Origin of the sequence: Pseudomonas sp. AM8, assembly GCF_036346475.1 — a bacterium.
Taxonomy (GTDB): domain Bacteria; phylum Pseudomonadota; class Gammaproteobacteria; order Pseudomonadales; family Pseudomonadaceae; genus Aquipseudomonas; species Aquipseudomonas marginalis.
Window position 1 is genome coordinate 1 of sequence record NZ_JAOTNX010000021.1, and the last position, 20,289, is coordinate 20,289.

Genomic DNA, 20,289 nt, shown 5'->3' on the forward strand with positions numbered 1-20,289 from the left:
ATTATGCGTAATACAATGTTACGTAATGAGGGGCAGTGCCCGTCAGATTCCAACAGGCAAAGCCCCTCTCTGGTTCAAACCTGAGCGAACCCTCCATCCACAAACATTTCGCTGCCGGTCATGAAACTGCTGTCGTCCGACGCCAGGAACAATGCCGCCGCCGCAACTTCTTCCGGTTGGCCGATACGGCCCAGTGGCAATTGCGCCGTCATGTCATCAATGATTGCATCCTTCTGGCCGGTACTTGAAAGCGCCAGGTCCAGGCCCGGTGTCGAGATTGGTCCCGGTGAAAGTACGTTGACGCGAATACCGCTGCCTTTCAAATCCAGCGCCCAGCTCCTGGCGAAATTACGCAATGCGGCTTTCGTGGCGCTGTACACGCTGAATGCCGGTGTGCCCATGGTGCCGGTGGTCGAACCTGTGAGGATCACCGAACCGCCGGCGTGCATCAGTGGCAGCGCTGTTTGCACGGTGAACAGTGTGCCTTTGACGTTGATGCCGAACGTGCGATCGAACGACTCTTCGGTGATCGACCCGAGCGGCTGGAAATCCCCCAGGCCTGCATTGGCGAACAGCACGTCAACGCGACCTTTGACGCTTTTGATGTGGGTGAAAATGCGCTCCAGGTCGTCCAGCCTCGAGATATCCCCTTGAATGGCGATCGCTGTAGGCCCGATCAGGCCCAGCGCCTTGTCCAGTTCTTCCTGCCTGCGTCCCACAATCACCACCTGTGCACCTTCCGCTGCAAAGCGAATGGCGGTTGCCAGGCCAATACCACTGTTGCCACCGGTGATCACTGCAATTTTCCCGTCGAGCCTGCTCATGGTTAACTCCGAAGAATGTTGAGGCCCAACTCTAGATCCAGACTATTCTTTTGAATAGTATGCACCTTTTAGTAAGTACCCCTTTGGAGCACCCATCACATGGCGAACAACACCTTCAATTGCGGGCTCGAGGCTGCCCTGGCGGTGATTGGCGGCAAATGGAAACCGCTGGTCCTGTATAACCTGGCGCGACATGTTCATCGGTATGGCGAGTTAAGGCGTGCGATTGGCGGCGTGACCGACAAGGTGTTGATCCAGCAACTCAAGGAATTGGAACGCGACGAAATCATCGCGCGGATCGACTTCCAGGAGATCCCGCCCAAGGTCGAGTATTCCCTGACACCCTTCGGGCAGTCACTGGCCACTGCGCTGGGCGCGTTGTGCGTGTGGGGCACCGAACATATGGACACCGTCGAACGCATCAGCGAACGGCGTATCAGCGCCCTCGCCCAGGCCTGAGCCCTGCCCCGATAGCCAACTCAACTAAATGACTATTATTGGTATCACCTAAAACTATACTAAGTGCATTAGATTAGAGGTAAAACCTAGCTCTACCTCCCCCTAGAAATCAAAGTGTTGACACCTATACATGTACTATCTGTACCATCCGCACCTTTTTGGGTGGGTGCATTGGATGGCGGTGGTTCAGGTAGTAGCGAAGGTGGTGGTTGACGATACGGGAATCCAGAGCGAGATCCCTGTCCTGATAACTGAGCATGGAGTGGTGTCCTCGCTGGTTGACTACCTCCTGGATAACCACCACCTGAGTCCTAGCTGGCAGCGTTCGGTCACCCAGGCCACAAAGCTGCTGCTGGAGTACATGGAGGCCAACCAGCACCACTTCTCTGATCCCCGCGCCCTCTTCCAGGCTTTTGCCTCACGCCTCTATACCGGAACGGTTGGAGATGATGGCCTAGATCCATCTGGTCTAGGGTGGGTTCCAGCCAGTCGCAACTCATCCAACCGTCACGTTTCAGTTCTCAAGGGTTTCACAGACTATCTTGCTGATCTGTACGACGCTCCGGCCATGAACCCCTTGATGACCGCCAGTACCTATGATCAGAGACTTAACTTCGCTGCCTGGCATCGCCGTAACAGCAATGATTTCCTAGGGCACATCAGAAGCAAGGCGCTCTCGGAGAACGTGGATCAGTCGCGGAATATTCGAGGCCGGCGCACGCTCAGCAACGCTGATGATGATGCCGTGGCATTCCCTGAGAAGTTGTTCCAAGCGATGTACATGGATGGCTTCGGTGGAGCTTCTGATCCTAGGTGTGCAGTACGAGATCAATTGATATTGATCATGATGCATGGCGCGGGTTTGCGAGAGAGCGACGCACAGCATCTATGGGTAGTCGATGTTGAAGATCACCCACTGATCGAGGGTGGCGCCATGGTTCGTGTCTATCACCCAGAGGAAGGCAAGGCACCAGACAACTGGAGGGGGCGCAAAGGCACGACAACACGTGCGGCTTACTTAAGGGAGAAGTACGCCCTAACGCCCCGAAATCTTCGCCAGGGCACCAAACGTGTTGGGTGGAAAACCAGGATGGTTGACCACGTCGACAATTACATCCAGCTGCACTGGTTTCCTCCACGCTTCAGCGTGCTCTTCATGATGCTTTGGAGGGTGCATCTCCGCTACCTGACCACAGTAGAGCGGCACCACCCATACGCCTTCGTCTCCTACGAAGACTCCGCCGCAGGCCAGCCTTACACCCTTCAAGCGCTCAACGGCAACTACAAGCGGGCCCTAGCGCGAATTGGGGAAACGGTTTCAAAGCCCGAGGGTCGATCTACCCATGGCCATCGACACGCTTTTGGTCGGCGGATGACCAAGGCCGGGGTTCCCCCGCAGATCATCCGCAAAGCGATGCATCACCGCTCCCTGGATTCGCAGAAGAGATATACCGCACCAGGTGTTGCGGACGTTTCTTCTGCGCTTACAGCCGCTGAAGAGAGGCTCGATGAGTTGACCGACAGCGGCAAGATCATTTCGCCATTCAACGATTGGGACGAAGCGTTGCCAGAGATCCTGGCAGCTTTCGAATCGCCACAAGCAAAGTACAGAGTTAAGAAATTTTGACTAAGACAACACGACGCGGCTCGCGTGACGGTCGCTCTTCGGACACGAACTTCAATTGGATTGTTCAAGAGCGAGGCGAAGCTTGGGAACGCTGGCGTCAGCTCTTTTCCGGCTGGATAGCCACGCAGAACGGCTCCATTGGCGTGAAAATCAACGCGATGAATTGGTTCATGGCTCATTACCTACCAACGGTGCCGGGCGGGGCCAGTCCAGACGTGTTTTTCCAGATCGCAGAGAAAGGTTTGCTGCCGGAGTTGAGGCCAATCCTGGAGGCATCCATGAGCGCCGCGACTGCCGTTAAAAACCAGAACTGGATCGTGGATCTGCTCGGCTGGATCATCACTCACAGCTACAGCGAGCCAAATGACCATGGCGTCCCTATGGCCGTGGTCAAGAATCCGTTTGTCAAAGGGAAGGAAAAGACGGTAATCACCGAGACCGTGTACAACCCATTGCCCTACGCATACATTCGGGAGCTTCGCGAAATTCTGTGCCCGCAGCCCAGGGGAACATTCCGCGACTGGGAATGGGCTCAATCCCAGTCCGGCCAATTGCGCTCGGATTTCGGAGACTGGTTTCCGGTTGAGCAGTCAGCCATCGACGAAGATGACCCGGATTGCGTATGGCGCTACAAAAATGATCGTTACGAAATCTGGTCTCCCGTTAGGTCAATGGCGCTGCACATAAAGCTTCATTTGCCGCTTCGCACTTATCAGGTACGTTTTCTGGACTCTGGTGAGGCAGATACGTGGCGGTACGAGGGTGGCGACTGGATTCTGAACAAGCGCCATGGGTTCTCTCTAGGCCGTGAGGCGAACCCATGGAAACGAGGGGTCTTCTGCCGTATCCACGACCGGGATATCGGTGAAATCATGACCGGCCTCTACGTCAGTACGAACAAAACGGCAGACCAGAACAAGGAGTCTCGTGAGCGTGGCTACACGATCCCATGGCAGAACGAAGATGTCCTGTACTGGCTGGAACGCCTGAGGGACTGGCAAGAGAAATACAACCCTATTAACGGCCCTACGCCCTGCACCGTGCTTGTAGAGAAGCACTTTGGTAGCGTCAAAACTGTCGAGCAGAAGAAAGACATGGGCTCGATCTGCTTCCTCTTCCGCGACCCCACAGCGGCTCCAGGTGAGCGCGACAAGCCCATTGCAAGCAATACACTGCCCAACCTATGGTATCGATTGCTCTCCACGCTAGAGGATCGGGCTGCCGCGCGTGGTCAAACCCTGTCAGACGGCTCTAGGTTGCGCTTTGTGCAGCCTGTCGACCCCGAATTAAATGTACTACCGGTCAAAACGCATTTCCCGCTTCATAGCCTCCGTGTTTCGCTTTTGACGTGCTATGCCATGGAGGGGCGTGTCCCGATTCAAGTGCTATCTAAGCTGATTGCTGGGCACTCCAGGATCATTATGACGCTGCACTACACCAAGCCAACCCCGGCGATGGTGTCCCAGGTAATGGACTTGGCCAGCGGACGCATCAGTGCTGCGCAGGATGAAAGCCTGAAGATCTTCCTCCGGGACGCTGATATGCGTCAGATCCACTCTAAAACGGCATTCATTGATGCTGGCGCAATCGACATTGCGTTGGCGAATCGCAACGCCATTGGCTGGGAGCAGCGTCACATAGGCTTATGCCTTGTCGGCGGAAACAGCGCTCGATCTGACGAAATGAGCAACATAGGCGGATGCTGGAACGGAGGGGAGATTGTCGGTCGGAGCAGTAAAGGCCACATCTATGGGCCAGTTCCACACGGCCTAGAAAACTGTCCCCGCTGCCGTTGGTTCATCACGGATGCACGCTATCTACCAGCGCTTGTGGCCCACCTCAACATGCTGAGTTATTTAGCCTCTCAGGTCTCATCACTTGCCGTTGAGATCGAACAAGATCGCGATGAGCTGCTCAACGAAATGTACTTTGCTGAGCAAGAAAAACGCCCCTTCCTCCTGCATGCGGAGCTGCAACAGGCTGAAAGGCGCTACGAAAAGCAGATCAAGGAGGCCGATGAGTACGCGAAAGACTTGGTCTCCTGCTTCCAGATCATCAGCAAGATTGTCGCAATCGAAGAGGGCCGGGACACAGATGATTCGGGCACGAAGCTGGTAGCTGTGGGTTCCTTGGAGGACATCCATCAGCCCATCTCATTCATCGAAACCCGTAGCGAGCTGTGGCAGATATCTCAGCTGTGCGAGAACGCTGAAATTTACGCTGATTTGACCGATGAGCTGAGGGCCACACCTGCCATCGAAAAGCGCTCCCGCGCTTTAAACCATCTCCTCATGCAGGGCGGCTACGCACCTATTTTGATGGGAATGGATGATCGCCTCCAGCTCATCGCTGGGAATGCAATGATGAGGTCTATGGCTTTGACGCTATCTCCTAAAAACCAAATGGAGGGATTCCGCGAGGTTTCCAGCCTGCTTGAGGCCGGAGAAGGCCTAAAGCTTCTTCCAGCCGCCATGGAGCCGCTAGAGCGCGTTACGAAGCAGCCTGTAGCGAAGCTTTCTGACCTGATCACAACCACCTCAAAACAAGTACGGGAGGCCATCCGTGATCGATCCGCAGCTGATCTTTGAAGAACTCGTGTCACAGGCTACCAAGCAACAAGCCAAGTCCCTGACCGTGCTGCATGGCGTCCTGGAGGCTCATCAGAAAACGGGGAGTCGCAATTTCTCGATTGCCACGATTGCCAAGCTCTCTGTTGAGGCTGGAGGGCCGTCTGCCTCAACGATACGCAACACCGGGGGGTTTCGCTTTCGGCAGTTAATTGAGACTTGGGCTGCCAGTGTGGGAACAGATAGGAAACTGCCTGCGAAGTCCAAGGAACAGGGTGTACCAAGCGATAATGAGCTAGTTCGACGTATCGACGATCCAGCGCTGCGTGCAGTTTTTACGCAGATCTTGGCCGAGCGTCGCCGCTACCTGGCCGAACTCAACCTGTTGAAATCTCAAAAGGACATTGTTGTTGACCGACGCCCCAATGTGGTCGAGATATCTCAAGAGAGCGAGTCAGTTCAGCTGCTGCCTTCACTGAAAGGGGTTCTCAGTGACATGGAGATTACAGCCCTAAGAGCTGCGGTTTCGGACGATTTCTTCGACAAGCAAGGCTGGATGGTCACCAGGGCAGGTCAGGTGAAAGGGGATTCAGGTGAGATCTACAAGCATGGTTACGTGCCTGCGATTAGGAAAATTCTGAAGGAAATCGAATGATCTGACGGGCTGTGGAGGGATGGCTTGTAGTACAGCATGTTAGTACATACACTAACCGTCCCTCGCGGCTTTAGCCCCCAGTGCTACTGGCCCACGGTCATCTTAGTACAGTAGGTGATCTTATCTGTGTCTATTTAGTTGAGTTATAGGCTTGGCGACGAATTCGCCGGGTTACGCTCAACGAGCACTCTTCATTTCCAGAGCCTGATCGAGAGTGAGCTTGAGCTCTTCATCATTCCAGGGCTTGCTGATGTAACGGAACACATACCCATCGTTGATTGCCTGCGTGATCATGCTCATATCGGCGTAGCCGGTCAGCAGGATATTCACGCAGTGCGGATCGCGCCTATGCACCTCGCGCAGCAAGGTCGGCCCGTCCATGAACGGCATGCGCGCGTCGCAGACGATCAGGTCGACCGCGTGTTGTTCGAAAAGGCTCAGCGCCTGGGCACCGCTCGTGGCCAGCAGCAAGTCGTAAGGCTTTGCGCGCAGCAGGCGCCGAAGGCTGTTGAGGATACTTTCCTCATCATCCACCAGCATGACGGTGTGTCGTTTTTCGCAGGAAGGCAACGTATCCATGATCAGCGTCCTTCAACGGCGCAGGTAGAGACAGCCTCAATTACCGGCTGGCGTAAGGGTAACCAGACGCGGAAGCGACTCCCCCTGCCCGGCTCACTGTCGACGGTGAGGCGTCCATGGTGCTTGACCATGATGCTGTACGACAACGACAGGCCAAGGCCCGACCCCATGCCCACCGGCTTGGTTGTGAAGAACGGTTCGAATATCCGGTTCTGGATTTCAAGGGGAATGCCATGGCCGTTGTCGGCGATTTCGACGAAGACTCCACCGTCCTCCCTGCCGCTGCTGATGGTGATTTCGCCGTCGGCGCCCACGGCATGGCTTGCATTGATGAGCAAGTTCAGGAAGACCTGGTTGATCTGTGAACCCATGCATTCGATGGGCTCGACATCGCCGTAGCACTTGATCACCTGAGCCTTGAACTTGATCTCGTTCCAGATAACGTTGAGGGTACTGTCGAGCCCCTTGTGCAGGTCGGCCAACTGCCATTCGTAACTGTCGACGTGGGAGAACTCGCGCAGGTCCTTGACGATGCGAGTGACCCGGTCAAGGCCGTCGACCGACTCGGCCAGCAGGTCGTCGATGTCCTGGCGCATGAAGGTGTAATCCATCTTGTCCCGCATCACCGCAAGCTCGGGATGAGCGCTGGCATGCCTGTCGTCGGTCGCCTGCTCATGGGCTTCGAGCAGCGCGAAGATGTCCACCAGGTAACGACGCAGGCTGTTGACGTTGGAGCCGACAAACCCGATCGGGTTATTGATCTCGTGGGCCACGCCTGCAGCAAGTTGCCCTATCGCCGCCATTTTCTCGGACTGCAGCAACTGCGCCTGTGCGTCTTCGAGCCGCGCGATCAGCAGCGCCTGGGCGCCCTTCTCTTCTTCCAGCAACTTGTTAAGGTGCGTCAGCTCAAGTTGACGGGCAGCGGTATCGGTCGTGTCACTGATGGCCAGGCCCACGCCAAGATTGCTGCCATCGGCGTCTTGCACCGGGAAGAAGGTGCAGTTCTGATACATGTGCCGGACCATGCCACTGATGGGCCGGGTACTCTCGAAATTGAACAGGTGCGGCCGCTGCTGCCATGACGTGAACGCAAAGTTTTGCAGGGTGATGACGCTGTTGATCTTCTGCCGGGTCCAGGCCTCCGGCAGCTCCGGAAAGGCTTCGAACAACGTACGGCCGACCAGTTCTTCCGCGCTGCGGCCACTGTTGATGGACATGAAATGGTTAGAGAACAGCACCTTGCAGTCCTGGTCGACCAGCAATACGCCCATGTTGATGGCCTTGAGCATCGACTCAAGGGTTTCCCGGGAAATTGCCTTGATGTCTGTCATGAAGAGATCCCTTCAAAGTTCGTCCAGCAAACGATCGATGGCCCGAACGACAACGCCTGCCGTACGTTCAGTGATGCAGATCAACAAGTCGCAGGAGAACTGATGAGCCTGAACCTCGAAACGGATTTCCAGCACCATCGCCAGGTGTTCATTCAGGTTCAATTCATCCAGTGCATTCGCCGCATGTTCGGTGTGGACGAGAATGGACGGTGCGTCATAACTCACCTGAGTCGCCACCTGCCGTGCCAGGCCACTGATGCAGGCGCCGGTCAGGATGTTGGTGACATCAAGCATCAACTCGTGCTGCTGCTCCAGGCCGCTGCCCTTGTAGCCCAGCAGTTCGGCCAGTTCATCGGCCCCCTTGGAGCCAAAGCACACGAACACTTCGCCGCGTAGCTCACCCAGAAAAGACTGGCGGGTGACGATCATGAAGCTCCGACGCAGATGCTCCGGAATCAACAGGTGATTCTGTTCCCGGATCAGCGGGTGAATAAAGGGAACCGAAAGCGTCACCATGGTATCGGTCAGCAGCGCCAGTCGCTCGGCCGCCTGTCCCATGGCGATGTTCATCAGTTCCTGCAGGGCATCACGTTGGTCTTCGGTGAGTGCGGCCAAGGTTTCCATCAAAGCACTCCTATGACGTGCAAGGCATTGACTACAGCTTCAGCCGTAACCGGCTTGGCTACAAAGGCAGCAGCGCCCAGGTCGAATACCCGTTGCCTGGCCAGGGGTTGGATGTCTGCACTGATCACCACGACGACCACGTTGGCGTCTTCGCGCTTGAGTGCCTCCAGGGTCTGGAAGCCATCCATGACGGGCATGGTGAGGTCGAGAAAAAGCAGGTCGACCAAACCGGCGTGGTAAGCCTCCATCACCTCGGCACCGTTGCAGGCCTGGCGAACATCTTCGGTCAGTGATTCCGGCAGGGAACGCAAGACCATCTTGCGGGACATGGATGAATCATCGGCGATTAGAACTTTCATGGTGCACTCCACAGGTATGAAGTGTCCTGCGGCCTCGGCCGAGGCCGGAGAAATCAAGACTTCATTGAATCTTCCAATCACTCTAGCGTGACATATAGCAAAGAGCCATGAAGAAATCCGGATAGTGCTCTAATGATTTGCGCAGCCTGTAGGGATTTCCCTACAGGCTGCCAGGCGCCGGCCCGAAACTCAGTAACCACTGGCCGCCGTCATCGCCCCGCCGACAATCGCAATCCCCGAACTGCTGCCCAAGCGCGTCGCCCCGGCTTCAATCATTTTCAGTGCCGTCGGATAATCGCGCACACCCCCGGACGCCTTGACCCCAACCGCGGCGCCCACGGTTTTACGCATCAGGGCCACGTCTTCGGCGGTGGCACCGCTTCGGCTGAACCCCGTGGAGGTCTTGACGAACGCCACACCCAGGTCCCGGCAGATTTCGCAGGCCTGGACTTTCTCTTCGTCGTCCAGCAGGCAGGTTTCCAGGATGACCTTCAACGGCACGGCGCCGCAGGCCTTGTGGACCAAGGCAATGTCTTCGCGCACTGCGTCCAGCAAACCGTCCTTCAACCAGCCGATATTGAGCACCATGTCGATCTCCCCTGCCCCGGCGGCAATCGCCCGTTCGGCTTCGAAGGCCTTGGTGTCACTCAGGCCGGCGCCCAGGGGAAAGCCCACCACGGCACAAATCACCACGCTGTCGTCGGCCAGGCAGGAAGCGGCGTAAGGCACCTGCCCTGAGTTCAGGCACACCGAATAAAAACCGTGCTCCCGGGCTTCCTCGCACAAAGTGCGAATCTGCTCGCGGGAGGCGTCGGGCGCCAGCAAGGTGTGATCGATGTACTTGGCCAATGCTGCGGGTTGAAGAGTGTTCATTTAACGTGCCCTTGCCTGTATGTTGCGAATGGTCGTGTGCCGCTTGTCACAGCACCCACACTAATGCGTTATAATAATAACATTGAATGTTACTTATCTAACACAAACAATCAAGCCCTGGAATACTCGTGGACAGTAGAAAAGCCGAGCGACTCAAGCTTATCCAACAAGCCTTGCAGGACCAGAACGCCATTCACCTGAGGGAAATGGCGGCGCTGCTGGAGGTTTCGGAGATGACCCTGCGCCGCGATCTCAACCACTTCAGTGATCACCTGCGCCTGCTGGGTGGCTACATCACCCGGGTCGGCAGCGAGGTCAGCGATTACCGGGTTGCCGAGCAGGACACCCGCCACGTCGAGGAAAAGCGCCGCATCGGCAAACTCGCCGCGCGCCTCATCCAGCCCGGTGACACGGTGTTTTTCGACTGCGGTACCACCTCGCCGTTCGTGATCGACTTCATCCCCGACGACTTGGAGTTCACGGCGGTGTGCAGCTCGTTGAACGTGCTGCTCAAGCTGCATAACAAGCCCAACTGCCACATCGTGTTGTGCGGCGGCACCTTCCATCGCAAGAACCAGGTGTTTGAAAACAGTGCCGAAAGCAGCATCCTCGACAGCGTGCGCCTGACATGGGCCTTCGTGACTGCCGCCGGCGTCAGCCAGGCATTCGGCGTGACGTGCTTCAACTTCAATGAAGTCGAGGTCAAGCAAAAGGTCATGCGCCAGGCCCAGCAACGTGTGTTGCTCGCCGACTTCAGCAAGTTCGACACGGTGCGCACCGCTCACTTCGCTGCCCTGCAAGACTTTCAGTACGTGGTCAGCGACAAGAAAATCCCCCGCAGCTACAAGGACGCCATCCAGGCCCACGGCGCGCAATTGCTGGTTTAACCCAGCAACCGCTGGCGTTCCTGCGCGCTCAGGTAGCCGGTGGTGACACTGAACGAAGCGCTGGCTCCCGCCGCCAGCAAACGCACGTGGCCTTTGGCTTTCTCGGCGTTATAGCCCTCGGGTTCGCACGTCGATGGCAGCACGAACGCCGCCACTTGCTGATCCGGCGTGTGCAGGATCCAGCGTGCGGCGTGGGCGAATTGTTCGGGGCGATAGCGGGTGTAGAACGCCGCGCCATCGGGATGATCCAGCAGGAAGTGGGCCTGGCCGGTGGCGTCTGTGCCGACGCCGTCGAAGAAAAACACGATTTCAGGGTCGTACAACCCCGGCTGATCGAGACAGGCCAATTGCCCGGGTTGTTCGGCCAGTTGCGCCATGTAGGCACCCCAGTCCGGCGTCGGCTTGACGTGGTCCGGAATACTGGTGCGCAGGCGCAGGCGCTGCATGCCCCATGGCTCTACAAACCGCGCGCCGGCCACAAAGGCGTAGTTCATGTGGGCCATGTACATCAGTTCCATAGGCTTGCCGGCCAGGTTGGTCACGTCCATGTCAATATCGAACACCGCCGAATCGGCGCGCAGGGTCACGCTGGGGCACGCCCGGTAGCGATCGCCGAAGCCCTTGGCGTATTGATAGCAACCGCCCAGGCGCACAAAGCCCTCGCCGATTTCCAGCCAGGCCGAGTCCATCGGGGCGCAAGGCATTTCGCCGTGCAAGGAGTGGGTGTCATCCGGCGCCGGGCAACCGTTGCGCAGCAGGCCACTGTGAAACATGAAGCAGCCGTAGGTATCGATGACCGTCGGGCTGGGCCGGGGGTGCTCGAACAGGTTGCTCATGGTCAGGTCACAGCCGTCGAACACCGCCGACCAGATCATCTGCCCTTGATAAGGCAGCAGCACCAGGCGTCCACGACTGTTCTCCAGGCTCACGGCCAGCACGCCGGACGGATAGATCCAGGCACTGACCTTGAAATCCTCGGACTGCAACAGGATTCTCTCCTGCTCGGCAAACACCGCTGGATACAGCGCAATCCGCGTATTCATGAGGCCACCGCCGCAACAGCGCTCGACGGTAACGTGCCGGGTTGGCGCATGCACTTGACCGCGTACATCACGATCACGATAAAACACAGCAACGGCACGCTGTAGGCCAGTTGCATATTGCCGCCGCTGGCATCGGACAACAGGCCCTGGAAGATCGGAATCACCCCGCCGCCGACGATGCTCATCACCAGCAATGAACCGCCGACGCCGGTGTCTTCACCCAGGCCATCGATGGTCAGGCCGTAAATGGTCGGCCAGCACGGGCCGAGGAAAATACTCACGCCGACCGCTGCGTACACCGCCGAAATATTCGGCACCAGAATGGTGTAGGCCAGCAGCACAATGCACAGCACACCGTAGATCGCCAGGACCTTGGCCGGATGCAGGCGGCGCATCAACAGGTTGGCGATCATCTTGCCGACAAAGTAGGCGGCAAAGGTGGTCAGCAAAAACCATGAGGCGCTGCGTTCATTCATTCCGCCCATTTGCATCGCCAGGCGAATGGTAAAACTCCACACGCCGACCTGGGCGCCCACGTAGAGAAACTGCGCCAATACGCCAAAGGTAAAGCGCGGGTTACGCCACAGCCGGCCCAGGCTGTGGCGCAGGCTGCCAGGCCTGCTGTCAGCCGGCTTATTGCCCTTGCAGGCAGGGAACCGAGTGATCGCGACCAGGATAAACATCAGCACCAGCACGGCGATCATCCACTTGTAGGGCAACAGCGTGGACTGGATCATCTGCAACTGCTGCACGGCAGCCTCGGAGGCGCTCATCCGGGCCAGTTGTTCCGTGGTCGCGTCGGTGTCCTTGAACATCACGAAGCTGCCGACGTACACCCCGGCCATCGCACCGAAGGGGTGGAACGTCTGCGAGATGTTCAAGCGCCGCGTCCCGGTTTCCCGTGGCCCCATCAGGGTCGAGTAGGTGTTGCAGGCGGTTTCCAGGAACGACAGGCCGGCCGCAATCACAAACAGCGCCAGCAGGAACATGCCGTACTTGGCCGTCGACGCCGCCGGGAAAAACAGCAGGCAGCCGAACATGTACAGCAGCAACCCGATCAGGATCGTGCTCTTGTAGCTGAAGCGGCGCACCACCATCGCCGCCGGAATCGCCACGAAAAAGTAGCCCAGGTAAAACGCCGACTGCACAAAGGCGGTCTGGAAATCACTGAGCAAAAACGCTTTCTTGAAGTGTGCGATCAGCACGTCATTCATGCTTGCCGCCGCCGCCCACAGCGCAAAGATGCTGCACAGCAGGATAAAGGCGAACCAGGGCGTGCGGTTCAGGTAGAAACCATCGGGTGTCTGTTGCAGCGCAGGTTTGTTCATTATTGTTCTCCGGGCTGGTTTGGGGGTTACGGCTGTTGCTGGAAACGGGCGAACGCCTCGCTGTCGGGATATGACGTCTGGGTGCCCAGGGCCATGACCGAGCAGGCGGAATACGCCACGGCCTGTTCCATGGCCTGCCGGATACCGCCGTCGCGGCTCCAGTGCTGAATGAAGCAACCGATAAAGGCATCGCCGGCGCCCGTGGTGTCCCGTGCCACGACCTTTCGGCCCGACACCCGGAATTCGCCCTCCTCTCCCACGTACAACGCACCGTGTTCACCGAGGGTGACGATCACGTGACGAATGCCGCTGGCCACCAGCGTGCGCGCGGCACGCTGGGCGGCGTCCGGCGAGTCCACGACCTGGCCGGTGATCAACGCCAGTTCCGATTCATTGGGGATCAGGAAGTCCAGTTGCGCCAGATGCTCCCCGCTCAGGCCGGCCAGGGCCGGTGCCGGGTTGAGCAGCACCGCGATGCCGTGCCGGTGCGCAAATTCGATGGCGTAGTAGACCGTCTCCAGATTGATCTCCAACTGCAGCACGATCAGCGTGCACTCGCGCAGGTCGGCGGCCGCTGCGTCGATGTCCGCCGGCAACAAATGCGCATTGGCGCCTTTGACGATCAGAATGCTGTTGTGGGAGTCGGCCCGCACAAAAATCGGCGCGACACCGCTGGAAACCCCAGGCACCCGCTGCACATGACGGGTGTCGATACCAAAACGCTGGAAGTTGGCCAGGGTGTTGTCGGCAAACATGTCGTCGCCGACCTTGCTCAACATCAGCACCTGCGCCCCAAGCTTGGCTGCCGCCACCGCCTGGTTCGCCCCCTTGCCGCCACACCCGAGGGCAAAACCAGGCGCTTCCAGGGTTTCGCCCTGGGCCGGCATGCGGTCGATGTAGGTGATCAAATCCACCATATTGCTGCCGATGACTGCGATCTTGCTCATTGCTATTCCACCTTGTTGCACCCCGACCAGGCAGGTCGTGGCGCTCTTGTTTTGTTATTTAAATAACATTAGGTGTGAATATTCAATCTTTTTTTTGCAGGGGCCGGTCAATGAGCGCTGCGGGTGGGCCGGTGGACCGGGCAAAAAAAACCGACCCACAGGGGGCCGGTCCATAAAGCGTGTATCAGGTCTGTGCGGTGTTACAGGCTGAAGCGATCCACGGATTGCGACAACTTGCCGGCCAGCCCGGCCAGTTCATCGGTGGTCGAGGCGGTTTCGCCGATGATGCGGCTGTTGTTTTCCGACATCCCTGCAATCATCTCCACCTGGTGGGAGATCTCGTTGCTGGCCAGACTCTGTTCACCGATGGTGCGCGAGATGTCGTTCACCAACTCGGTGGTATTCAGGGTGGCCTGCAGAATATCGCGGATCGCTCGCTCCACCTCGGCAGTCACCGCCATGCCTTTATCCACTTGGGTGACGCCCTCCTCCATGCTGGTCACCGCTTCCCGGGTGTTCTGCTGGATACGCCCGACCATGCTGGCAATTTCCTGGGTCGAGGCGCTGGTGCGGCCCGCCAGGCTGCGCACTTCATCGGCGACCACCGCAAAGCCGCGTCCCTGTTCGCCGGCGCGGGCGGCTTCAATCGCGGCGTTAAGGGCCAACAGGTTGGTTTGGTCCGCGATGCCCTTGATCACTTGGATAATGCTGAAGATCGCCTCGGACTCCTTGTCCAGCGTACGAATGACCTGGGCCGATTGCTGCGCTGAGCGGGCAATGCCATCCATGTCCTTCACCACCTGGTGGATCACCCGGCCGCCGTCCTTGGCCAGGGCTTCGGCCTGGTTGGCCATATCCAGGGCGCGCCCGGCATGCCGGGTGATCTCTTCGATACTGGCGGTCATTTCACTGGCCGCCGCCGCCATGGTGCTGGCGGCCGCGCTTTGCTGCTGGCTGCTGCCGGCGACGTCATGGCAGCCTTGGCTCAAGCGTTCGCTCATACCATTGACGCCATGGGCATTGCTGCGCACCACCTCGATCATGCCGCGTAGATCTCGCTGCATGGTGGCAAGGCTGCGGATCAACGAGCTGGCTTCGTCCTTGCGCTTGGGTTCGACAATCGGCTCGCTCAAGTTGCCCCGGGCGATACTGTCGGCAATACGGCTGGCGGCCTGCAGCGGCGCCATGATGCTCGACAACACCCAGCGCCCCTGGGCCAGCAGCAGCAACAGGCTGGCGAGCAATACGGCGCCCAAGGTCAAATTGGCGTGGCTGATGGTCTGCCGCGTGCTGGCGCTGGTCTCCTGAGTATTGCTTTCGATCAGCTCGCTCATCGCCGCCATTTGATCTTCCAGCTGGGAAAACGCCTTGTTGAAGGTGTCCAGTTCCCCGCGAGCGGCCTCAGGATTCTCCAGTGCCAGCGCGACGATGCGCTCGCCGGCACTGATATAGGTGTCCAGGCTGGGTCTGATTTTTTCCAGGCCGGTCTTGATCGTGGCATCCAGCGGCAACTTGAGGTTGTCCCCCAGTACCTGACGGAAATGCTCGGCGTGTTCCTTCAACGAGGTGTTGACCTCGTCCTTGCTGCTGGTGCTTTTGCCCAACCCCACGAGCATGGCAGACAGCACGTCGGCACGCAGTGCGTCGTGCATCATGTCGGCTTCCATATGGTTGCGCAGGACCGTCATGCTCACCTCGCTATCCTGTACGGCCTCGCTCATCCGAACATTCCCCAGGTAGCCGGCCAGGCTCATGACCAGAGCCGTGAGCAACCCGGTCGCAATCAACAGCATCAAGCGTAATTTGATCGTCATGCTGACATCCCCATACCCAACCGTCGAAGCAACGTTCTTACCGTTATCGGCATCAATCCCTGTTAGTGAAGCCTAAGTTTGCGGATCTGCGCGGATCCCTTAAGCTGATCGGCTTTTGCGCTGCCGGAAACCGCCCATGTCCCGAAGTATTGCCCACCTTGCGTTACTGCTGGGGTTGATCACCGCCGTCGGCCCGTTCGCCATCGACATCTACCTGCCCGCCCTGCCTACCCTGGGCGCCAGCCTGCACGCCTCGCCGGCGGCGGTACAGATGAGCCTCACGGTGTTCTTCATGGTCATTGGGGTGTGCCAGCTGTTCTACGGCCCGATCAGCGATGTGTTCGGGCGCAAGCCGCCGATTTACGCCGGTCTGCTGATCTTTGCAGTGGGCAGCGTCGGCTGCGCGCTGGCGCCCACCATTGAAGTGCTGATCGGCTTTCGTGCCGTGCAGGCCTTCGGCGCCTGTGCCGGGATGGTCATTCCCCGGGCGATCGTGCGTGACCTGTACACCGGCCATGAAGCCGCGCGGCTGATGGCCTTGCTGATGCTGGTGATGAGTGTGTCGCCGATTCTCGCGCCACTGGCCGGCAGCCTGGTGATTTCGTTGTGGAGTTGGCGCGAAGTGTTCGCCGTGCTCGCGGTGGTGGCCGTGCTGTGCCTGGTGATGACAATTGTGCATCTGCCCGAAACCCATCCCGCCGAGCGCCGGCTGGGCAAGACCTTGGGCACGGCGTTCAGCAGCTACGGCGCACTGCTGCGTGACCCGGTCTTCATCGGTTTGTCGGTGGTGTGCGGGTTCGGGCTGGCGACGTTCTTCGTGTTTATCGGCAGTGCGCCCTTCGTGTATATCGAATACTTCGGCCTCACGCCTACCCAGTTCAGCCTGTGTTTCGCCCTGAACGCCGCGTCGTTTTTTGCCATGAGCCAACTCACTGCACGCTTGAGCGCACGCTTCGGCCTGGCGCCACTGATTCGTTGGTCGGTGGTCGCCGTAGCCGCCGTTATGGTGCTGCTGGCCGCGACCACGCTGTGGGTCGACAGCCTGGCCTTGATGATGGCGTTGCTGTTTATCGGCTTCGGTTTCCTCGGCCTGTTGTTGCCGGCGGCGGGCGTGTTATCCCTGGAAGATCATGGTGCTGTGGCGGGATCTGCCTCCGCGCTGTTGGGGGCCATCCAGATGATCACCGCTGCCGTGTCCATGACCCTGGTCGGAGTGTTTGCCGACCACACGCCGGCGCCGATGCTCATCGGTATCGCGCTGTGTGCGCTCGCGGCGATGTTCACCACGCTGTGGACCTTGCGCCGCCTGCCGGCGCACCTGGCGAGCGCCCCACCCCACGGCTGAGCGATACCGCTCGTCGGGCCTGGCCGGCATCCATTACAACTATCGCCGGCCATGAAACTACTAATCCCATAGCACCGTTCGAAACCTATGGAGATTGGAAATGACTGACTACCCACGCCCGCCCTTCGCCCCCCAGGCGCAAAACGTGCCCGGTACCCAACGCACGATGGACCCCTACCCGGACTGTGGGGAACAGAGTTACAAGGGCTCCGGCCGGCTGGCCAACAAGATCGCCCTGATCACCGGCGCCGACAGCGGCATTGGCCGCGCAGTGGCCATCGCCTTCGCCCGTGAAGGCGCCGATGTGGCCATCGCCTATCTGGACGAACACGAAGACGCCAGGGAAACCGCGCGCTGGGTCGAGGAAGCGGGCCGCCAATGCCTGTTGCTGCCCGGTGACATTGCGCAAAAAGCCACCTGCCAGGCGCTGGTCGACAAGACCGTGGAACAGTTCGGGCACATCGACGTGCTGGTGAATAACGCTGCGTTCCAGATGACCCACGAAACGCTCGAAGAGATCGAGGATGAGGAATGGGTCAAGACCTTCGATATCAACATCACCGCGATGTTTCGCCTCTGCAAGGCTGCGCTGCCGCATATGAAGGCCGGCAGTTCGATCATCAACACCAGCTCGGTGAACTCCGACATGCCCAAACCGACCCTGCTGGCCTATGCCGCCACCAAGGGCGCAATCGCCAACTTCACCGGCGGCTTGGCGCAATTACTCGGCAGCAAGGGCATCCGCGTCAACAGCGTCGCGCCCGGCCCGATCTGGACGCCGTTGATCGTGGCGACCATGACTGATGAAGACGTGCAGAACTTCGGCAGCGAAACCCCACTGGGCCGCCCCGGCCAACCGGTGGAAGTGGCGCCGATTTATGTGCTGCTGGCATCGGACGAGGCCAGCTACATCTCGGGTTCGCGTTATGCGGTCACCGGTGGCAAACCCATTCTCTAAACCCACCGATCAATTAAGCGTACTTGCCTTTTGTAGGAGCGAGCTTGCTCGCGAAAAACGTCAACGGTAACGCGTGCATTCTGGATAAATGCGGTGCCTGTGAGCTCTTCGCGAGCAAGCTCGCTCCTACAGGGCCTAGTAATATCGCGCTGATCGCCTATAAATCGAACCGGTCCACCGCCCGCCTCCGCTCATTGTCGTCACGCACGTCATAACTGGCGGTGGTCTGGATATTGGTGTGGTGCGCCAGCTTCTGTGCAATCGACAGGTCATGCTCCTCGATCACCCGCGTGATGAACGAGCGGCGAAAATCGTGGGGCATGATCTTCACCCCGACCTGCTCACCCCGTTGGCGGGCGATGTAGTAAATCGCGTGCTTGGTGATACGTTCGCGAGTGATATGGCTGCCCCTTCGTATGCGGTTGAACAGGAAGCTGTCGTCCTGCTCGCCTTCCTTGAGCTGTTCGCGCCTGAACGCCAACCAGGCCTGCAACTTGGCGAAAGCCCAGTCCGGTGCATACTTGACCAGCTCCTTGTTGCCCTTGCCGATTACCCGCAAGCTGCGTTCATCGAAGTTGATCTGCGCCAGGTCGAGGTTGACCGACTCGGACTTGCGCATGCCCGAGCCATACAGGATGCCGATGACCGCTGCATCACGCAGGCCTTGGGGGCGAGGGTCGGCGGCGCAGACTTCCATCATTTCCCGGATCAACGTGCGCCGCAGATTGCGGCCCTGGCCCAGGCGCGTGCCGGGCGTGGCCTTGACCGTACGCATTTTCAGGAGATGTTCCTGGCTGATCAGGCTCATGCGCCAGGCTTCATTCATCACCCCGCGCACGGCATTCACGTACAGGGATGAGGTATTCGGCGCGTAGCCGTCTTCACGCAACGCTGCGACCAGGGCGATGACATGTTCGGGTTGCAGCAGGTGCCAGTCGATGTCTTCGAGGTTGATGTCTTCGAAGCCCAGGCGGTCGGCGGCGTCCTGCAGCACGTAGCGCATGGTCAGTTGGCTGGAGGGGGCCAGGCGGGTGAGGTAGAGGGTCAACGGGTTACGGATAGACTCGGTCAAGGTAGATCAGCCTTTGGATTAAATACCTCGAACAACTCATTGTTTAATCGAGGTATTTAGTGAATTGGCGAAGACCGAGTCTAACCCAGGAAAAGCCCTGGCACAAAATCACGGTGCCGTGTCTTCATCCTCGGTGGGCGCCTGGGGCTGGGTCTGGGCCTGACTCCATTCGGCATCCTGCTTCTGCATCAGTGCGAACCAGTGCTGACGCATAAAGGTCAGGTAAGCGTCCGGCGCCTTGGCAAAGTCCTTCTCATCGCCATAGCAACCCGGCAACGGCAACTCCGTGCCCTGCTCCTTGTACTGGCTGACCAGCGCCTGCTGCCCGGCCACGCTACAATCCTTGGGCAGCGGCATGCCACGCAGGGCCCCGGCCTCTTCATCCCACCAGGCTGCGCCGACCCGGTCGACCCCGCGCAGGCGGTACTTCTGCGACTTGCCGACATGCATGATCAGCTTGAATTCGTTGGGGCTGACATCGCTGGTGCAGGAGCGCGAATAGCCCACGGTGGCCTGGGTGACGCCATCGCCGGTGAGGTCGGTGACCTTGGTCGCGGCCATGTCGAAGCGCAGCGCCGCATCGAATTGGCAATGCTGCACGTCGTCGTAGAGCATCCACATGCGCTTGGGACGGTCACCGTCGATCAGGTATTGGGCCGCATAGACAAACGCCGACTGGGTACCGTCATCCTCGCGTTCACTGACCTGCTCGGAGAGCACCAGCAGGTTCTTGCCCTGGCGGTCGTCCCAGGTATAGGCGGCGACCTGCCTGCCGCGCACTTCAACACCCTCAGGCACTTGGGCGAGCGCGGTGAGCGCCACGCCATCATCTGCCCGTACGGCGCTGACGCAGGCCGCCGTCATCAACAATCCGATCAAAACGGGCCGCCATTGGCCGCTTATACGCTGCACGCTATTCATCCGAGTACCCTGGCAAGAGATGGCTTACTTTACCGGCACTTGAAGCGCATTGCAGAGAAGATTCTTCAATTAGGAC

Annotated in this window: 18 protein-coding genes and 2 pseudogenes; 7 read left to right on the forward strand and 13 right to left on the reverse strand. The window is 58.8% G+C overall.

What is annotated here, in order from left to right; genetic code table 11:
* Positions 1–74: 74 nt before the first annotated feature.
* Positions 75–824, reverse strand: coding sequence for an SDR family NAD(P)-dependent oxidoreductase (locus tag V3W40_RS32275; protein WP_065927547.1), 750 nt, complete (start codon positions 822–824; stop codon positions 75–77).
* Between the two features lie 99 nt (positions 825–923).
* Between V3W40_RS32275 and V3W40_RS32280 the strand changes: the two genes are divergently transcribed.
* The 4 genes from V3W40_RS32280 (at position 924) to gmtX (ending at position 6,132) form a co-directional block, all read left to right on the forward strand.
* Complete coding sequence (locus V3W40_RS32280; RefSeq protein WP_027605843.1) at positions 924–1,283, forward strand: winged helix-turn-helix transcriptional regulator; 360 nt, start codon at positions 924–926, stop codon at positions 1,281–1,283.
* A 130-nt stretch (positions 1,284–1,413) separates the two neighbouring features.
* Positions 1,414–2,910: a gamma-mobile-trio recombinase GmtY gene (gene gmtY / locus V3W40_RS32285; protein ID WP_330216361.1), complete on the forward strand. Its 1,497-nt coding sequence runs from the start codon at positions 1,414–1,416 to the stop codon at positions 2,908–2,910.
* A complete protein-coding gene (gmtZ, locus tag V3W40_RS32290; RefSeq protein ID WP_330216362.1) occupies positions 2,907–5,498 on the forward strand; it encodes a gamma-mobile-trio integrase GmtZ in 2,592 nt (863 codons plus the stop codon). Before gmtY ends, gmtZ begins: the two co-directional genes overlap by 4 nt.
* Entirely contained in the window at positions 5,473–6,132 is a 660-nt protein-coding gene (gene gmtX, locus V3W40_RS32295) for a gamma-mobile-trio protein GmtX (protein ID WP_330216363.1), read from the forward strand. Before gmtZ ends, gmtX begins: the two co-directional genes overlap by 26 nt.
* 195 nt (positions 6,133–6,327) lie before the next feature.
* Here gmtX and V3W40_RS32300 read toward each other — a convergent pair.
* The 5 genes and pseudogenes from V3W40_RS32300 to deoC all read right to left on the reverse strand — a co-directional run.
* Positions 6,328–6,711 (reverse strand): annotated as a pseudogene (locus tag V3W40_RS32300) (response regulator); the annotation flags it as partial.
* Positions 6,712–6,713: 2 nt separating this feature from the next.
* Positions 6,714–8,042 (reverse strand): ATP-binding protein, encoded by a 1,329-nt coding sequence (locus V3W40_RS32305; RefSeq protein ID WP_065927545.1) that lies wholly within the window; start codon positions 8,040–8,042, stop codon positions 6,714–6,716.
* A 12-nt stretch (positions 8,043–8,054) separates the two neighbouring features.
* Positions 8,055–8,666 (reverse strand): chemotaxis protein CheC, encoded by a 612-nt coding sequence (locus tag V3W40_RS32310; protein ID WP_027605845.1) that lies wholly within the window; start codon positions 8,664–8,666, stop codon positions 8,055–8,057.
* Positions 8,666–9,025 carry a response regulator gene (locus V3W40_RS32315; protein ID WP_065927544.1) on the reverse strand — a complete coding sequence of 120 codons (360 nt, stop codon included), beginning with the start codon at positions 9,023–9,025 and terminating at the stop codon, positions 8,666–8,668. Before V3W40_RS32315 ends, V3W40_RS32310 begins: the two co-directional genes overlap by 1 nt.
* Positions 9,026–9,214: 189 nt before the next feature.
* Positions 9,215–9,898 (reverse strand): deoxyribose-phosphate aldolase, encoded by a 684-nt coding sequence (deoC, locus tag V3W40_RS32320; RefSeq protein WP_074846799.1) that lies wholly within the window; start codon positions 9,896–9,898, stop codon positions 9,215–9,217.
* Between the two features lie 128 nt (positions 9,899–10,026).
* On the opposite strand from deoC, the gene deoR reads away from it, so the two are divergent.
* Positions 10,027–10,785, forward strand: a complete 759-nt coding sequence (gene deoR / locus V3W40_RS32325) for a DNA-binding transcriptional repressor DeoR (RefSeq protein ID WP_065927542.1) — start codon at positions 10,027–10,029, stop codon at positions 10,783–10,785.
* Here the strand turns inward: deoR and V3W40_RS32330 are convergent.
* The 5 genes and pseudogenes from V3W40_RS32330 to V3W40_RS35065 all read right to left on the reverse strand — a co-directional run.
* Positions 10,782–11,828 carry an aldose 1-epimerase family protein gene (locus tag V3W40_RS32330; RefSeq protein WP_330216364.1) on the reverse strand — a complete coding sequence of 349 codons (1,047 nt, stop codon included), beginning with the start codon at positions 11,826–11,828 and terminating at the stop codon, positions 10,782–10,784. The genes deoR and V3W40_RS32330 overlap by 4 nt on opposite strands.
* Positions 11,825–13,156, reverse strand: a complete 1,332-nt coding sequence (gene fucP / locus V3W40_RS32335; RefSeq protein WP_074846801.1) for an L-fucose:H+ symporter permease — start codon at positions 13,154–13,156, stop codon at positions 11,825–11,827. Before fucP ends, V3W40_RS32330 begins: the two co-directional genes overlap by 4 nt.
* 26 nt (positions 13,157–13,182) lie before the next feature.
* Positions 13,183–14,103 carry a ribokinase gene (rbsK, locus tag V3W40_RS32340; protein WP_330216365.1) on the reverse strand — a complete coding sequence of 307 codons (921 nt, stop codon included), beginning with the start codon at positions 14,101–14,103 and terminating at the stop codon, positions 13,183–13,185.
* Between the two features lie 200 nt (positions 14,104–14,303).
* A complete protein-coding gene (locus V3W40_RS35060; RefSeq protein WP_371263379.1) occupies positions 14,304–15,167 on the reverse strand; it encodes a methyl-accepting chemotaxis protein in 864 nt (287 codons plus the stop codon).
* Positions 15,162–15,917 (reverse strand): annotated as a pseudogene (locus V3W40_RS35065) (MCP four helix bundle domain-containing protein); the annotation flags it as partial. The pseudogene V3W40_RS35065 and the gene V3W40_RS35060, both read right to left, overlap by 6 nt.
* Positions 15,918–16,053: 136 nt before the next feature.
* Between V3W40_RS35065 and V3W40_RS32350 the strand changes: the two are divergent.
* Together V3W40_RS32350 and V3W40_RS32355 are read left to right on the forward strand one after the other, a co-directional pair.
* The gene (locus V3W40_RS32350; protein WP_330216366.1) at positions 16,054–17,262 is read left to right on the forward strand and encodes a multidrug effflux MFS transporter; all 1,209 of its coding nucleotides are present in this window, start codon (positions 16,054–16,056) and stop codon (positions 17,260–17,262) included.
* Positions 17,263–17,362: 100 nt separating this feature from the next.
* Positions 17,363–18,220, forward strand: a complete 858-nt coding sequence (locus V3W40_RS32355) for an SDR family oxidoreductase (RefSeq protein WP_330216367.1) — start codon at positions 17,363–17,365, stop codon at positions 18,218–18,220.
* A gap of 157 nt (positions 18,221–18,377) precedes the next feature.
* On the opposite strand, the gene V3W40_RS32360 is transcribed toward V3W40_RS32355, so the two are convergent.
* Both V3W40_RS32360 and V3W40_RS32365 read right to left on the reverse strand, forming a co-directional pair.
* Complete coding sequence (locus V3W40_RS32360) at positions 18,378–19,292, reverse strand: site-specific integrase (RefSeq protein WP_027605855.1); 915 nt, start codon at positions 19,290–19,292, stop codon at positions 18,378–18,380.
* Positions 19,293–19,400: 108 nt separating this feature from the next.
* On the reverse strand, positions 19,401–20,213 hold the full coding sequence (locus V3W40_RS32365) for a M949_RS01915 family surface polysaccharide biosynthesis protein (RefSeq protein WP_065946995.1): 813 nt from the start codon (positions 20,211–20,213) through the stop codon (positions 19,401–19,403).
* Positions 20,214–20,289 lie beyond the last annotated feature (76 nt).

What these genes read in the sequence shown, in the direction of transcription:
- V3W40_RS32365 (WP_065946995.1), bottom strand. Translation starts at nt 20,213, where the DNA reads ATGAATAGCGTGCAGCGTATAAGCGGCCAATGGCGGCCCGTTTTGATC.
- V3W40_RS32350 (WP_330216366.1), top strand. Translation starts at nt 16,054, where the DNA reads ATGTCCCGAAGTATTGCCCACCTTGCGTTACTGCTGGGGTTGATCACC.
- V3W40_RS32280 (WP_027605843.1), top strand. Translation starts at nt 924, where the DNA reads ATGGCGAACAACACCTTCAATTGCGGGCTCGAGGCTGCCCTGGCGGTG.
- V3W40_RS32310 (WP_027605845.1), bottom strand. Translation starts at nt 8,666, where the DNA reads ATGGAAACCTTGGCCGCACTCACCGAAGACCAACGTGATGCCCTGCAG.
- V3W40_RS32275 (WP_065927547.1), bottom strand. Translation starts at nt 824, where the DNA reads ATGAGCAGGCTCGACGGGAAAATTGCAGTGATCACCGGTGGCAACAGT.
- V3W40_RS32315 (WP_065927544.1), bottom strand. Translation starts at nt 9,025, where the DNA reads ATGAAAGTTCTAATCGCCGATGATTCATCCATGTCCCGCAAGATGGTC.
- V3W40_RS35060 (WP_371263379.1), bottom strand. Translation starts at nt 15,167, where the DNA reads ATGCAGCGAGATCTACGCGGCATGATCGAGGTGGTGCGCAGCAATGCC.
- rbsK (WP_330216365.1), bottom strand. Translation starts at nt 14,103, where the DNA reads ATGAGCAAGATCGCAGTCATCGGCAGCAATATGGTGGATTTGATCACC.
- gmtY (WP_330216361.1), top strand. Translation starts at nt 1,414, where the DNA reads ATGTACTATCTGTACCATCCGCACCTTTTTGGGTGGGTGCATTGGATG.
- V3W40_RS32305 (WP_065927545.1), bottom strand. Translation starts at nt 8,042, where the DNA reads ATGACAGACATCAAGGCAATTTCCCGGGAAACCCTTGAGTCGATGCTC.
- V3W40_RS32355 (WP_330216367.1), top strand. Translation starts at nt 17,363, where the DNA reads ATGACTGACTACCCACGCCCGCCCTTCGCCCCCCAGGCGCAAAACGTG.
- deoC (WP_074846799.1), bottom strand. Translation starts at nt 9,898, where the DNA reads ATGAACACTCTTCAACCCGCAGCATTGGCCAAGTACATCGATCACACC.
- fucP (WP_074846801.1), bottom strand. Translation starts at nt 13,156, where the DNA reads ATGAACAAACCTGCGCTGCAACAGACACCCGATGGTTTCTACCTGAAC.
- V3W40_RS32330 (WP_330216364.1), bottom strand. Translation starts at nt 11,828, where the DNA reads ATGAATACGCGGATTGCGCTGTATCCAGCGGTGTTTGCCGAGCAGGAG.